Origin of the sequence: Kribbella jejuensis (genome assembly GCF_006715085.1) — a bacterium.
Classification (GTDB): domain Bacteria; phylum Actinomycetota; class Actinomycetes; order Propionibacteriales; family Kribbellaceae; genus Kribbella; species Kribbella jejuensis.
The window spans coordinates 2,597,226-2,610,808 of the sequence record NZ_VFMM01000001.1 but is presented as its reverse complement, the minus strand read 5'-3'; the positions used below and the strand labels follow the sequence as shown (position 1 = coordinate 2,610,808).

General features: G+C 68.0%; 16 protein-coding genes. 11 read left to right on the top strand and 5 right to left on the bottom strand.

What is annotated here, in order from left to right:
- Positions 1-101: 101 nt before the first annotated feature.
- Both FB475_RS12800 and FB475_RS12795 read left to right on the top strand, forming a co-directional pair.
- Entirely contained in the window at positions 102-506 is a 405-nt protein-coding gene (locus tag FB475_RS12800; protein ID WP_141855691.1) for a VOC family protein, read from the top strand.
- Between the two features lie 63 nt (positions 507-569).
- Positions 570-1,070: a DinB family protein gene (locus FB475_RS12795; RefSeq protein WP_141855690.1), complete on the top strand. Its 501-nt coding sequence runs from the start codon at positions 570-572 to the stop codon at positions 1,068-1,070.
- On the opposite strand, the gene FB475_RS12790 is transcribed toward FB475_RS12795, so the two are convergent.
- Positions 1,067-1,633 carry a carboxymuconolactone decarboxylase family protein gene (locus FB475_RS12790; protein ID WP_337678204.1) on the bottom strand — a complete coding sequence of 189 codons (567 nt, stop codon included), beginning with the start codon at positions 1,631-1,633 and terminating at the stop codon, positions 1,067-1,069. The genes FB475_RS12795 and FB475_RS12790 overlap by 4 nt on opposite strands.
- 73 nt (positions 1,634-1,706) lie before the next feature.
- Here FB475_RS12790 and FB475_RS12785 point away from each other — a divergent pair, with 73 nt between their 5' ends.
- The gene (locus FB475_RS12785) at positions 1,707-2,591 is read left to right on the top strand and encodes an RNA polymerase sigma-70 factor (RefSeq protein ID WP_141855688.1); all 885 of its coding nucleotides are present in this window, start codon (positions 1,707-1,709) and stop codon (positions 2,589-2,591) included.
- Here the strand turns inward: FB475_RS12785 and FB475_RS12780 are convergent.
- A complete protein-coding gene (locus tag FB475_RS12780; RefSeq protein WP_141855686.1) occupies positions 2,581-3,201 on the bottom strand; it encodes a hypothetical protein in 621 nt (206 codons plus the stop codon). The two genes, FB475_RS12785 and FB475_RS12780, sit on opposite strands and share 11 nt — an antisense overlap.
- Positions 3,202-3,292: 91 nt before the next feature.
- Between FB475_RS12780 and FB475_RS12775 the strand changes: the two genes are divergently transcribed.
- Positions 3,293-3,643 (top strand): hypothetical protein, encoded by a 351-nt coding sequence (locus tag FB475_RS12775; RefSeq protein ID WP_141855684.1) that lies wholly within the window; start codon positions 3,293-3,295, stop codon positions 3,641-3,643.
- 34 nt (positions 3,644-3,677) lie between these two features.
- Here the strand turns inward: FB475_RS12775 and FB475_RS12770 are convergent, their stop codons facing one another.
- Positions 3,678-4,640 (bottom strand): 2-hydroxyacid dehydrogenase, encoded by a 963-nt coding sequence (locus tag FB475_RS12770; protein ID WP_141855682.1) that lies wholly within the window; start codon positions 4,638-4,640, stop codon positions 3,678-3,680.
- 165 nt (positions 4,641-4,805) lie between these two features.
- Here FB475_RS12770 and FB475_RS12765 point away from each other — a divergent pair, with 165 nt between their 5' ends.
- The 3 genes from FB475_RS12765 to FB475_RS12755 are packed head-to-tail and all read left to right on the top strand — an operon-like array spanning position 4,806 to position 6,814.
- Positions 4,806-5,807, top strand: coding sequence for a magnesium and cobalt transport protein CorA (locus FB475_RS12765; protein WP_141855679.1), 1,002 nt, complete (start codon positions 4,806-4,808; stop codon positions 5,805-5,807).
- Positions 5,808-5,828: 21 nt separating this feature from the next.
- Entirely contained in the window at positions 5,829-6,266 is a 438-nt protein-coding gene (locus tag FB475_RS12760) for a nuclear transport factor 2 family protein (protein WP_141855677.1), read from the top strand.
- On the top strand, positions 6,263-6,814 hold the full coding sequence (locus tag FB475_RS12755) for an AAA family ATPase (protein ID WP_337678203.1): 552 nt from the start codon (positions 6,263-6,265) through the stop codon (positions 6,812-6,814). The genes FB475_RS12760 and FB475_RS12755 overlap by 4 nt, the downstream gene beginning before the upstream one ends.
- On the opposite strand, the gene FB475_RS12750 is transcribed toward FB475_RS12755, so the two are convergent.
- On the bottom strand, positions 6,749-8,068 hold the full coding sequence (locus FB475_RS12750) for a Gfo/Idh/MocA family protein (protein WP_141855675.1): 1,320 nt from the start codon (positions 8,066-8,068) through the stop codon (positions 6,749-6,751). The genes FB475_RS12755 and FB475_RS12750 overlap by 66 nt on opposite strands.
- Positions 8,069-8,159: 91 nt before the next feature.
- On the opposite strand from FB475_RS12750, the gene FB475_RS12745 reads away from it, so the two are divergent.
- Complete coding sequence (locus FB475_RS12745) at positions 8,160-9,119, top strand: LacI family DNA-binding transcriptional regulator (protein ID WP_141855673.1); 960 nt, start codon at positions 8,160-8,162, stop codon at positions 9,117-9,119.
- Positions 9,120-9,148: 29 nt separating this feature from the next.
- Here FB475_RS12745 and FB475_RS12740 read toward each other — a convergent pair whose 3' ends face one another.
- Positions 9,149-9,637 carry an Lrp/AsnC family transcriptional regulator gene (locus FB475_RS12740; protein ID WP_141855671.1) on the bottom strand — a complete coding sequence of 163 codons (489 nt, stop codon included), beginning with the start codon at positions 9,635-9,637 and terminating at the stop codon, positions 9,149-9,151.
- A gap of 118 nt (positions 9,638-9,755) precedes the next feature.
- Here FB475_RS12740 and FB475_RS12735 point away from each other — a divergent pair, with 118 nt between their 5' ends.
- From FB475_RS12735 to FB475_RS37555, 3 genes are read left to right on the top strand one after another with little or no spacing between them, the layout of a single operon-like run.
- Positions 9,756-10,844, top strand: a complete 1,089-nt coding sequence (locus FB475_RS12735; protein WP_141855668.1) for a thiamine pyrophosphate-dependent enzyme — start codon at positions 9,756-9,758, stop codon at positions 10,842-10,844.
- Positions 10,845-10,846: 2 nt separating this feature from the next.
- Positions 10,847-11,833: an alpha-ketoacid dehydrogenase subunit beta gene (locus FB475_RS12730; RefSeq protein WP_141855663.1), complete on the top strand. Its 987-nt coding sequence runs from the start codon at positions 10,847-10,849 to the stop codon at positions 11,831-11,833.
- Positions 11,830-13,491, top strand: coding sequence for a dihydrolipoamide acetyltransferase family protein (locus FB475_RS37555; RefSeq protein WP_141855647.1), 1,662 nt, complete (start codon positions 11,830-11,832; stop codon positions 13,489-13,491). The genes FB475_RS12730 and FB475_RS37555 overlap by 4 nt, the downstream gene beginning before the upstream one ends.
- Positions 13,492-13,583: the final 92 nt, after the last annotated feature.

The window sequence follows — 13,583 nt, the reverse complement described above, 5'->3', positions numbered from 1 at the left end:
GGCGGCCGGCGGGGTCTCGCGGACTGTCGGTGGCCGGGTCTACTGTGCGGAACATGGGCGCCGGACCAGAGGGCTCGGCCAGTTGGGGGAAGGACAATTCGATGGCATCCCGGCTCAATCCGTACATCCAGTTCCAGGCCGAAGCCCGGGCGGCGATGGAGTTCTACCAGGGGGTCTTCGGCGGCGAGCTGACGTCCAGCACGTTCAAGGAGTTCGGCTCGGGCCACGGGCCGGAGGACGACGAGCTGCTGATGCACAGCCAGCTCGAGACGCCGAGCGGGTTCACGCTGATGGCATCCGACACGCCACAGGGCATGCCGTACAACCCGGGCGACAACATCTCGATCAGCCTCAGCGGCGACGGCGAAGAGCTCCGTGGGTATTACGAGAAGCTGTCCGACGGCGGCAAGGTCACGGTCCCGCTGGAGAAGCAGATGTGGGGCGACGAGTTCGGCATGGTGACCGACAAGTTCGGCGTCAATTGGATGGTGAACATCGCGGGCTGACGGCGTACCTCCCCGGGGAAATCCGCTGTCCCCGGGGAGTGGTACGCGGCAAGCTTGGCCGGTATGGGCCTCAACGACCTGCTCTTCGACCCCATCCGGCACAACAACTGGGCGACCGGCAGCCTGATCGAGTTCTGCCGCGCCCAGAAGCTGACCGCGGACCAACTCGACGTCACCGGCGTCGGTACGTACGGCGGCATCCTCGCGACCCTCGACCACATCGTCCGCTGTGACGGCAGCTACCTGCGCCGGATCGCCGACCGGCCGCTGCCGTACGTCGACAGCGAGCCGGCGGCCGACCTGGAAACCCTGGCCGGCTGGAACGCCGAGGCCGGCGCCCTCTGGGAGTACTTCCTGACCCAGCCGATCGACACCGAACGCGTCATCATCGTCGACAACGACACCCGCGGCACCCGGGTCGGCATCTTCATCGCGCAGGCGATCAACCACGCCAACCACCACCGCGAACAGGTCTGCGCGATCCTCACCGGCCTCGGTCTCGAGCCGCCGGACATCCAGGCGTGGGAGTACGCCTGGACCTCCGGACGCATCTGGGACCTCTAGTTGCTCACCACGGCTTCCATCAGGCCCGGCTCGTAGGAGCCACCGAGTTGGTTGAGTGTCACGGCCATCCGGTTGGTGGCGTTGATCATCGCGATGAGCGTCACCAGCGCGATCAGCTGGTTCTCGTCGTAGTACTTCGCGGCGCGTGCCCAGGTCTCGTCGGACACGCCCTCGGACGCGTCGGCGAGCCGGGTCGCCTCCTCGGTGAGTGCCAGCGCGGCCTGCTCCTCCTCGGTGAACACCGTCGAGTGCCGCCAACCCGCGACCAGGTTCAGCCGCGTCGCGGTCTCGCCCTCGGCGGCCGCCTCCTTCGCATGGATGTCGATGCAGTTCCCGCAGCCGTTGATCTGGCTGGCCCGCAGCATCACCAGGTTCTGGGTCGAATGCGGCAGGGCGGGCTGGACCAGCGCGTGTACGGCGTACATCCGCTTCGCCAGCTTGGTGCCGAACTCGTTCTGCATCACGTCGATCCGGGGTTCCATCGTCGTCGTCCTCACTCGTGGGATGTACTGGACGACCACGAGATGCCCGCGGGGCGCCGCGTGTGACGTGACGAGCGTCATACTCGACGGGTTGTCACGGGAGCGGCGCGGCCGGCATCCAGTGGGTGACATACGTCGACTGAGGAGCCGTCGAATGACCGATCGAGCCACCGAGGCTTTTGTTGCCCACCGCAACCTCCTGTTCACGGTCGCGTACGAGCTGCTCGGCTCGGCCGCGGACGCCGAGGACGTTCTGCAGGAGACCTGGCTGCGCTGGGTCGGCGTCGACCTCGACACGGTGCTGGACCAGCGCGCGTACCTGGTCCGGATCGCCAGCCGGCAGGCCCTCCAACGCCTCCGTACCCTCGGCCGCCGCAAGGAGTCGTACGTCGGACCGTGGCTTCCGGAGCCGCTCCTCACTGCGCCGGACGTGGCCGAGGACGTCGAGCTGGCCGAGAGCGTGTCGATGGCGATGCTCCTCGTACTGGAAACGCTGAGGCCGACGGAACGCGCGGTCTTCGTACTCCGCGAGGTTTTCGGTCTCGAGTACGACGAGATCGCCGAAGCCGTCGGGAAGAAGCCGGACGCCGTACGGCAGATCGCTCACCGAGCCCGCTCCCACGTAGCGGCCCGCCGGCCGCGCGGGCCCGTCTCCCAGGACGAAACCCGGGACGCCTTGGACGCCTTCAAACGAGCTGTGAACACCGGCGATCTCCAGGGCCTGGTCGACATCCTCGCCCCTGACGTCGTTTTCCTCGGCGACGGGGGCGGTGTCGTCCAGGCTCTCCCGCGCCCGGTGGTCGGCGCCGAGAAGGTGGCTCGCATCCTCGCGCTGGCCGTCGACCACCTGGCCCAGGGCACCCTCCAGGAAACCCAGATCAATGGCCAACCAGCCCTGATCCTCCGCTTCACCGAGGAGGTCGACACAGTCACCGTCCTCCACGTGGAAGACGGCAAAATCACCGCCCTCTACGCAATCCGCAACCCCGCCAAGCACTCCCACCTCTCCGAGGAGAACACCCTGACGATCAGGGGGTGATGGTGAGCTCGAGCGGCGCCGAAAGGTAGAACCCGGCTTCGGTCTGCAAACTGATCCGGAGCGCCCACCGTCCGGGCGGGACGGCATACCCCAGGTCGGGAACGAGGGATGCTGTGCCGATGAGGACGGGCACAGGCCGCGACTGATGCGGGTCGATCGGGAACCCGATTCGCGGCAGGTTGTGCGGGCCGACGTAGCAGCCGACTTCCCGGCCCGAGGCGTTGGTTACCACCGACCTCAGGTCACCTGCGGTGAGGAGCACCTGTTCGTGCGCGGCCTGATTCGTCACCAGGACGTCCTGCTGGGCGTGGTGACCAGAGCGGATCGTCAACTGCTGTAGGGGTTCTGCGGTGAGTCCGACGGCTTCGGCTGGTTCACCTCGTAGCCGTTGGGACCGCTCGCGCACGAACAGTTCCTTGCCCGGGAAGCTCAGCGCCCCAACACGCAACTCCACGAGCTCGCCGTACTTCGCGTACAGGTCTGCCGCGATGTCGGTCGCCCACGCGGCAAGCTCGATCCGGAACCGTCGCTCGTACCGACGCACCGTGTGCGGATTGGGGAGTACGACGAGCGCGCCCGGCGCCTCCTCCAGGTACCGAAGCAGATCCACCCGCAAACTCTCCCAACCCGCCATCCCAGCTCCCTCGACCATCCGAGGAAACCCCCTGCCGAGCCGACCCGCAACGGTTCATGATGGCGAGATGCCTGAACGACATTCACGTCCCGTGCCCGGCGGGCGCGCCTTCTACCTGACCGAACGGCTCTGGAAGTTGTCAGAAGGTCTGCCGGTCGAGTCCGTGCCGATCGACAGCATCCAAGAGTTCGACCAGGACTGCTGGTTCGGCGGCCGCCCCGTGACCTGCCGCATGGTGGCCGAACACGCCGCCCGAATCCACAAGGCCGACCTCCGCTACCCAGTAATCCTCTCCGCCGACGGCCGCCTCATGGATGGCGGCCACCGGATAGCCAAGGCCTGGCTATCTGGCGCCACCACCATCAAGACGGTCCGTTTCCCCACCGACCCCGCCCCGGACTACATCCAACCGCTCTGACCAGGTCGGGGCGCGCAAGGGAGCTGCTTGTCGGCTACTTCAGGAGGTGGGTGGATTCGGGGACGGGGGTTAGTGGGGTGCCTCTTGTCAGGTAGTGGGTGAGGTTTTGGACTACCAGGTTGGCCATGGCGGTTCGGGTGGGTTGGGTGGCGCTGCCTACGTGGGGGAGGAGGACGGTGTTGGGGAGGGTGAGGAGGTCGGGGTGGACGTTGGGTTCGTGTTCGAAGACGTCGAGGCCGGCGGCTTGGATGGTGTTGGTACGTAAGGCATCGACGAGGGCTTGTTCGTCGACGACCGTGCCGCGGGCTACGTTGATGAGGATGCCGTCGGGGCCCAGGGCCTTGAGAACTTCGGCGTTGACGAGGTGGCGGGTGGTGGGGCCTCCGGGGATGACGATCATCAGGGTGTCGACGTCCGCGGCCATTTCGAGCAGGGTCGGGTAGTAGCGGTACGGCAGGTCCTTCGGGCTGCGGTTGTGGTACGCGACGGTGATGCCGAACGGCTCGACCCGGTCGGCGATCGCCTGGCCGATGCGGCCCAGGCCGAGAATGCCCATTCGGCGGCCGTGCATCGTTGCGCGCGTCAACGGGTACGGCGTGCCGTCCGCCCACTTGCCGGCGCGGAGGTACCGCTCGGCCTGGCCGAGCTCGCGGACCGTCATCAGCAGCAGACCCAGTGCGGTGTCGGCGACCTCGTCGTCGAGGACGCCCGGTGTGTTCGTGACGATGACGCCGCGTTCGGCGGCGGCCTTGGCGTCGATGCGGTCGTACCCGACGCCGAAGCTGGCGACCAGCCGTACGGCGGGGAGGCGGTCCAGCCACGGCCCGTCGATCGTCGTACCGCCCGTGGCGACGGCGACGATCTCGTCCCGGCGGCCCGCGAGTACGGCGTCGGGGTCGGGCTCCTCCCACAACCGGATCAACTCGCAGTGACCGTCCAACCCGGCGGCAACGGCTGCGTTCATCGGTCCTGGCATCAACACGACTGGTAGTCCCATGCCCTCATCCTTGTCGACGCACGCGACCCACACCAGGAACCCAACCAGCACTTCTCAGGAACTTGAGAGGTCACGCGGACCGGAACCGAAGTTCACTCCTGCTTTCCCGGCCGGACCCTGTTGCCGCACCCGCCGGAAAGACGACGATCAGGAGAGGAGGTCACCATGATCATCGACTGCGCTTACTACCGGGACGGCCGCCGCCAGCACGTCGAGGCGATGTCGGTCCGGGACGCCGCCGCGAGTTGCCGGGCCGGCGGGTTCGTCTGGTTGGGCATGTACGAGCCCACGTCCGCGGAACTCACCGAGGTCAGAGACAGTTTCGGCCTGCACGAACTGGCCGTCGAGGACGCGCAGACGTTCCACCTCCGCCCCAAGGTCGAACCGTACGAGGGCGACATCCGCCTGGTCATCCTGCGCACCTCCCGGTACGACGACGAGCGCGAGGAGGTCGACTTCGGCGAGGTCAGCGTGTTCCTCGGGCCGTCGTTCGTGATCACCGTCCGCCAAGGCGTGGCGAGCGACCTGCACGGGGCCCGGATCCGGCTCGAGCAGCGCCCGGAGCTCCTCGAGGGCGGTACGAGTTCCGTCCTGTGGGCCATCCTCGACCAGGTCGTCGACGGGTACGGACCGGTCGTCGCGGAGCTCGAGCGCGACATCGAGGAGGTCGAGCGGACGGTGTTCGCCGGCGCGGTCGCGCCGACGGAGCGGATCTACTTCCTGCGCCGCGAGGTGACCGACTTCTACCGCGCCGTACATCCGCTGCTCGCCGTGCTCGCGACCCTGGAACGCGACGCCCGCGAGACCCCGCTACTGCCGTACTTCCGCGACGTCCACGACCACCTGGTCCTGGTGAACGAGGAGGTCGCCGCGCAACGTGACCTGCTCGCGACGGTTCTCGAGGCGAACATGGCGGTGATCGGGGTCGAGCAGACGAAGGTCAGCGTCCGGCAGAACGCGACGATCGAGCGGCTCACGATCCTCGCGACCGTGTTCCTCCCGCTGACGTTCGTGACCGGCTTCTTCGGCCAGAACTTCGCCTGGCTGACCGACCGGATCGGCCAGGAGTGGGACTTCTTCGTCCTGGGCATCGGCGGCCTCGTCATACCGTGCATCGCCCTACTGATTTGGTTCCGCCGCCAACGCGCGGCGCGGGATGCGACGTAGGCGCCGGTAGAGTCGCATCACGTGACGCTCATCGATCCGGTCGACGTTCAGGTGATCAGGAATCTCATCCTGCGGTACGCCGAGCTTGTGGACGACGGTGATTTCGGTGGCGTCGCGGAGCTGCTGGCGGATGCGACGTATCGCGGAAGTGGTGCGCCGCTGCACGGGCGGGCCGAGATCGAGCAGTGGTTCCGCGAGACACTGATCGTCTATCCGGACGGTACGCCCCGCACGCAGCACCTCACGACCAACGTCGCAATCGAGGCCGATGGCAAGGACGCGGCGTCAGCACGCTCGTACGTGACTGTGCTCCAAGCCGTGCCCGGCGACGTACCGCGGATCATCGCCGCCGGCCGCTACCGCGACCGATTCGAACGACGCGACGGTAGTTGGCGCTGGACGGAGCGCAACGTCAACATCCGGCTGGTCGGCGACGTCAGCAAGCATCTGCGATCGTGACGGCGCGGTTGATAGTTGTCCGTGGCAACTCCGGGTCCGGTAAAACTTCCGTGGTGGAAGCGATCCGTGCACTGTACGGACGTGGCATCGCGTACATCGAGCAGGACTACGTGCGGCGGACGGTGTTTCAGGAGCTGGATGAGCTCGACGGGGCGAATATCGAGCTCATCGGGTTGATGGCCAGACATGCGTTGGGCCGTGGGTTTCACACTGTCATCGAAGGGATCCTGCCGACCGTGCGGTACGGCGGGATGCTCGCACGACTGCACCGCGAGTACGGCGGGCACTTCTACTACCTGGACATCCCGTTCGAGGAAACCGTGCGCCGGCATGGGACTCGTGACAAGGCGACCGCGTTCACAGCCGAGGACATGGCCGCTTGGTACCGCTCGAAGGATCTGCTGGACCAGCCACGCGAGACTGTCATTGACGAGACGAGCTCGCTTGACGCGACTGTCCAGCAGATCCTGGACGAGACCGGACTACGCCGTGGTCCAGCCGCCGAGATCCAGGTCGGCGACGACGACCGGCTGACCGGTCGCGAGTGAATGATTCGCGGCGATCCCGACCGCGACCGCCCGTACCCCGTCGTGCACGTCGGCGGCCCGTCCCAGCGGATCGTTGCCTGCGCCAACGAACAGATCGTCGTACAGCAACTTGTCGCCGCCGCCGTGACCGCCTTCGCCGCGCGGGATCTCGACCTCGACCGCGGTCGCCCAGTGCTTCTGCAGCACGAGCCGCTCACCATTGGTACGGACGTCACCCGCGATCACCCGGTCCGACGGGTAGCTCGGGTCGATCTGGTCGTCAACGACGGCGGCCCGCTCCACCACCTCGAGCTCGGCGCGACCGAGCGTGCCGTTGACCGAGACGCGGTAGCCCTCCCACGGCGAGTGCGCGTTCAGCGAGTAGCTCAGCCGGGCGCCGTTCGCGTACTCCGCGATCACCGACATGTTGTCCTCGATCGTGATGCCCGGCGCGAACACGTCCTGGTCGCGCAGGTACCCGTCGTACTTCTCCGCCTCGTAGTACAGCTGGCGGTTCGTGTCGTCGGTGCGCAGGTCGAGCATCCACGGGTCGTTGGCCGACCCATCGATCGTGCCGCGCGCGGGGCGTTCGCCCATGCCGCGGGCGGCCGCGTTCTCGGAGCCGTAGAACGACAGGCCGCCGGACGCGAACACGCGAGTCGGCTGGGAGGCGATCCACCAGTTCACCAGGTCGAAGTGGTGCGACGCCTTGTGGATCAGCAAGCCGCCGGAGTTCTTCTTCTCACGGTGCCAGCGGCGGAAGTAGTCCGCGCCGTGCCGGGTGTCGAGCACCCACTGGAACTCGACGCTGGTGACCTGGCCGATCTCGCCGTCCTGGATCACCTGGCGGAGGGCGCTGTTCCGCGGTGAGTACCGGTAGTTGAACGTGACGACGACGGACTTGCCCGACTCGTTCATCGCGTCGACGATCTGGCGGGTACCGGCGGCGTCGATCGTCAACGGTTTCTCGACGATCACGTCCGCGCCGGCCCGGAGCAGCCGCGAGACGACCGAGGCATGGGTGTAGTCGGGGCTGGTCACGACCACGCGGTCGACGGACCGCTCCTTGACCATCCGCTCCAGGTCGTCCGCGCCGTACTGCGGGAGCTCCGGACCGCCGAGCTCCGCCAGCTTGGCCTGGTGGAACGCGAGCCGGCCCGGGTTCGGGTCGAGCAGAGCGACGAGCTCGGCCTCTTCGGGGTGCTCGATGAGGATGGCGCGGATGTACGACTGCGCGCGCGATCCGGTTCCGGCGACTGCGTAGCGTCTGGGCACGGGCGGCTCCTTCTACTCGTGTAGATCTACTCGTGTAGATTGCACGGTAGCAACCGCTTTCCGACCCGGTCAACCGTCGTACCATCACTGCATGCCGAAGGAACCGGTCACCCGGAACGACGTCGCGCAGTACGCCGGCGTCAGTACCGCCGTGGTCAGCTACGTCGTGAACGGGGGCCCGCGCAAGGTCGCGCCGGAGACCCGCGAGAAGGTGCTGCAGGCGATCCGTGCGCTCGGCTACCGGCCGAACGCGACCGCCCGCGCGCTCCGGATGGGGACCACCCGGACCTTCGGCTTGATCACGCCGGATGGCGGCAGTCCGCTGTTCGCGGAACTCGCGAAGGCGATCGACCGTGAGGCCGCCGCCCGCGGCTACGTCGTACTCCAGACCAGCGCGGACGGCGATCCGGAGACCGAGAACGCCAAGATCGCCGAGCTGCTGCACCGCCAGGTCAGCGGCCTGATCCTGGTCGCCCCGACCGACGATCCACAGCTGGCCGATGTCGAGGTGCCGGTGATCGCGATCAACCGCTTGCTGCCGAAGGTCAGCTCGGTGCGCCCGGCGTACCGCGAGGGCGCGCGGCTCGGCGTCGAGCACCTGATCGCGCACGGCCATCGGCGGATCGGCCTGGTGATCGGCGGCGCCGGTCACCCCGAACGTGAGCACGGCTGGCGGGAAGCGCTGGCGCTGGCCGCGCTGCCGGAAGGGCCGATCGCCCGCGTGGAATTCTCCCGTGAAGGCGGGTACCGGGCCGGGCAGACGATGCTCCATGACGAGCCGACCGCGATCTTCGTCAGCTCCGACCTGCAGGCCATCGGCGTACTGCGTGCCCTGCACGAGGCGGGCGTCGACGTGCCCGGCGACATCGCGCTCGTGGCCTTCGACGGTACGCCGGAAACGGAGTACACGTGGCCGCCGCTGACCGTCGTACGGCAGCCGGTCGAGGAGCTGGCCCAAGAGGCCGTTCGCCGGCTGATCGAAGGAGAGGACTCGGTCGAGGCGCTGACCCTCCCGACCGAGCTGATCCGCCGCCGGTCCTGCGGCTGCTAGGTCCTGGCTCGTGGTCCATCGGCCATGACTTAGAGCGTTCCGACGTCCTCGAAGATCAGCGCTGTCCGGGTCGCGAGGACTTCGGGGATCGCCTGGAGTTTCTCCAGGACCAGGCGGCGGAGGCCCTCGTTGTCGGCCGCGCGGACCAGCAGGATCGCGTCGAAGTCGCCGCCGACCAGTGCCATGTGCTTGATCTCCGGGATCGCCTGGAGCTGTTTGCGGAGCGTCCGCCACGAGCTCTGCCGGAGACTCAGCGTGACGTACGCCGACGTACCGAGACCGAGCCTGAGCGGGTCGACGGTGACGGTGAAGCCGGTGATCACGCCGGTGTTCGTCAGCCGCTCGACCCGGGCGTAGGCGTTCGCGCGGGAGATGTGCACGGCGTCCGACAGGGCCCGGATCGACAGCCGTCCGTCCCGGCCGAGCGCCTCGATGATCAGCCGATCGACCTCGTCGAGCGCCGGGGCGACGACAATCTGTCCAGGACCCGCCCGGTGGACGATCACCTCGTCGGACATTCTGAGCGCCTTCTCTACGAGTCGGGACCAATCGTCTCGCGATTCTCCCAACTATAGATCCACTTGGCCAGGAGGTACGACGATGTGGCTACCGTCCGTCTCCTGCGCTGGAGGGTCCATGACTACCGTCGAGGAGCGTTTGCTCCCCTCCGCGGAACCCGTCTGTCTGATCGATCAGTACGGCGTACCGCACGACAACCCGCCGTACGAATTGCCCGCCCGCGAAACCCTGCTCGACGGCTACACACAGTTGATCAAGGGCCGCCGCTTCAACGAGCAGGCGAGCGCGCTGGTCCGCCAGGGCCGGCTCGCGGTCTACCCGTCGTCGTTCGGCCAGGAGGCCTGCCAGATCGCGGCCACGATGGTGCTGCGCGAGGGCGACTGGCTGTTCCCGACGTACCGCGACTCGGTCTCGATCATGAGCCGCGGGGTCGACCCGATCGAGACGCTGACGCTGCTCCGCGGCGACTGGCACTCCGGCTACGACCCGTACGAGCACAAGGTCGCGCCGCAGTCGACGCCGCTCGCGACCCAACTGCCGCATGCGGTCGGGGTCGCGCACGCGGCCCGGCTCAAGGGCGAGGACACCGTCGTGATGGCGCTGGTCGGCGACGGCGGCACCAGCGAAGGCGATTTCCACGAAGCGCTGAATTTCGCGGCGGTCTTCCAGGCGCCGGTCGTGTTCTTCATCCAGAACAACGAGTACGCGATTTCCGTCCCGCTGGCCAAGCAGAGCGCCGCGCCTTCCCTTGCGCACAAGGGCATCGGGTACGGCGTACCGGGTGAACGGGCCGATGGCAACGATCTTGCCGGCCTGCTCGCCGTGCTCGGACGGGCCGTGGAGAAGGCTCGCAACGGCGAGGGTCCGCAGCTGATCGAGGCGCACACGTACCGCGTGCAGGCGCACACGAACGCCGACGACGCGACCCGGTATCGGGAGGACGCAGAGGTGGCGCCGTGGCTGGACCGCGACCCGATCGACCGGTTGGTGAAGTACCTCTCGGAAAACGGTGGCCTGGATGATGCGGTGCGGCAGCGGGCGGAGGAGAACGCCGTACGAATTGCCGCGCAGTTGCGGGACGGGCTGATGCCGGAGCCCGAGGTTGAGCCGGCCGAGCTGTTCGCGTACCTGTACGCCGAGCAGACCCAGCAGCTTCGCGAGCAGGCCGCGTTCCTGCGCGACGAGCTGTCCCGAGAGGAGGCCTGACCATGGCGCACACGAAGATCTCGATGGCGCAGGCGCTGAACCAGGCGCTCCGCGACGCGATGGCGGCCGACGAGTCGGTGGTGATGTTCGGCGAGGACGTCGGCGCGCTCGGCGGGGTTTTCCGGATCACCGACGGGCTGACCGCGGAGTTCGGTGAGAAGCGGTGCTTCGACACGCCGCTTGCCGAGGCGGGCATCGTCGGGATGGCGGTCGGGATGGCGATGAACGGGATGCGTCCCGTGGTCGAGATGCAGTTCGACGCCTTCGGGTACCCGGCGTTCGAGCAGATCGTCTCGCATGTCGCGAAGATGCGGAACCGGACCCGCGGGCGTGTACAGCTGCCGATGGTGATCCGGATCCCGTACGGCGGCGGGATCGGTGGGGTCGAGCACCACAGCGACTCGTCGGAGAGCTATTTCGCGCACACGCCGGGTCTCACCGTGGTGACGCCGGCAACGGTCGAGGACGCGTACGGGTTGTTGCGTAAGGCAATCGAGTTTCCGGACCCGGTCGTGTTCATGGAGCCGAAGAAGCTCTACTGGGCGAAGGAAGAGGTTGACCTCGGCGAGTCGGTGCCGGAGATCGGGCGGGCCGTCGTACGGCGGGAGGGCGCGGACGCGACGTTGATCGCGTACGGTCCCGCGGTACCGGTCGCGTTGGAGGCGGCCCAGGTCGCCGCGGCCGAGGGGCGGCAGCTGACGGTGGTGGATCTGCGGTCAGTGGTGCCCTTCGACGACGAGACCGTGTGTGCGGCGGTACGTCGTACCGGGCGGGCTGTTGTGGTCGCTGAGGCAAGTGGGTTCGCGAGTGTCTCGTCGGAGATCGTTGCCCGGGTCACCGAGAAGTGCTTCCACTCGCTGGCGGCGCCGGTACGGCGGGTGACCGCGTTCGACATTCCGTTCCCGCCGCCGAAGCTGGAGAAGTACCAGCTGCCGAGTGTGGACCGGATCCTCGATGCCGTCGACGATCTGCAGTGGGAGGACTCGTGAACACGTTCCTCCTTCCCGACCTCGGCGAGGGCCTGACCGAGGCGGAAATCGTTCGCTGGCTGGTGAAGGTCGGTGATGTGGTTGCTGTCGACACCCCGATCGCGGAGGTCGAAACGGCGAAGTCGATCGTCGAACTACCGTCGCCGTACGCGGGAGTGATCGAGGAGCTGCACGGCGAGCCAGGTACGACGGTGCCGGTCGGCAAACCGCTGATCACGGTAGGCGACCCAGCCGGCGCCGCGTACCGCGCGGAGGAGCGGGCCGGCTCGGGAAACGTACTCGTCGGCTACGGCACAGCCGAGCCCTCCGGCCCAGCCCGCCGCCGCAAACCGCGGACCACCCGCCCCGCCGTAACCGAGGAAACCGTCCCGCAAGCGGCCCTCGAGGGCCCCCCGGCTCACGTGCCAGAAAGCGGTTCGGATCACGTGCCGGGAAGTGCTCCGGAGCGGATGTCGCAAAACATTTCGGAGCGTGGGCCGGGAAGTATCCCGGGCCGTGGGGCGGAAAGCGTTCCGGAGCGCGGGTCGGAAGGCGTCTCGGGAAGCGGTTCGGCGGCTCGGGTGCCGTTGGTGATCTCGCCGTTGGTCCGGCGGATGGCGCGGGACGCCGGGGTCGATCTCCACGAGTTGACTGGTTCGGGCCCGGACGGCCTGATCGTCCGCCGCGACGTGGAACACGCGATCGCGTTCCGTACGCAACCACAGCCCACGCACCAACTCGCTGGGCAGCAGATCGGGGCGCAGCAGGTCGGGGCGCAGCCGATCGGGCAACAGGTCCGGGCGCAGCACACTCGCGGGCAGCAGGCTGGCGGGCAGGAGATCGCCGCGCAGGCGGTCACTGGGCAGCAGGTCGGGGCGCGGCAGGTGGGCGGGCAGCAGGTCCAGGCGCAGCAGACTGGCGGGCAGGAGATCGCCGCGCAGGCCGCGGCTGCGGGGCAGCCGGGTGTCGAGGCGCGGACGGGGCTGCGGGAGTTGCGGCGGGAGCCGATGAGTGGGTTCCGGAGGGCCGTGGCGGCGACGCTCAGTCGGAGTCGGGCGGAGATTCCGGAGGCGACGACTTGGGTCGACGTGGATGCGACGGCGCTGGTCGAGCTGCGGGCTTCGTTGCGATCGGCAACCGATCCGGGGCCGGGTCTACTCGCGTTGATGGCGCGGTTCGTGGTTGCCGGGTTGCTCAAGTACCCGGAGCTCAACGGGTACGTCGACACCGCGCGCGAGGAGCTCGTCCAGTACGACGGTGTGAACCTCGGGCTCGCGGCGCAGACCGACCGTGGTCTCGTCGTACCTGCCGTCGGCAACGCGCACACGCTGACCACGCGCGGGCTGGACGCGGAGATCCGCCGGCTGACGGCGTCGGCGCGGGACGGTCGGCTGACCCAGCACGAGCTGACGTCCGGGACGTTCACGTTGAACAACTACGGCAGCTTCGGGGTGGACGGCAGCGCGGCGATCATCAACCACCCGCAGGTCGCTATCCTCGGCGTCGGCCGGATCATCGACCGGCCGTGGGTGGTCGACGGCGAGATCGCGGTCCGCAAGCTCACCCAACTGTCGCTCGTCTTCGACCACCGCGTCTGCGACGGCGGCACCGCAGCCGCCTTCCTCCGCTTCGTAGCCGACGCCTTCGAAAACCCAACCTCCGCCTTCGCCGATCTCTAACCAAGCCCACCCAGCCGAGCCGGTGCCAACGGGCAGGCACCGGCGACCCGCTGCCCACCGGCCGATCCAGACACCACGTGGAGACGGGCGGG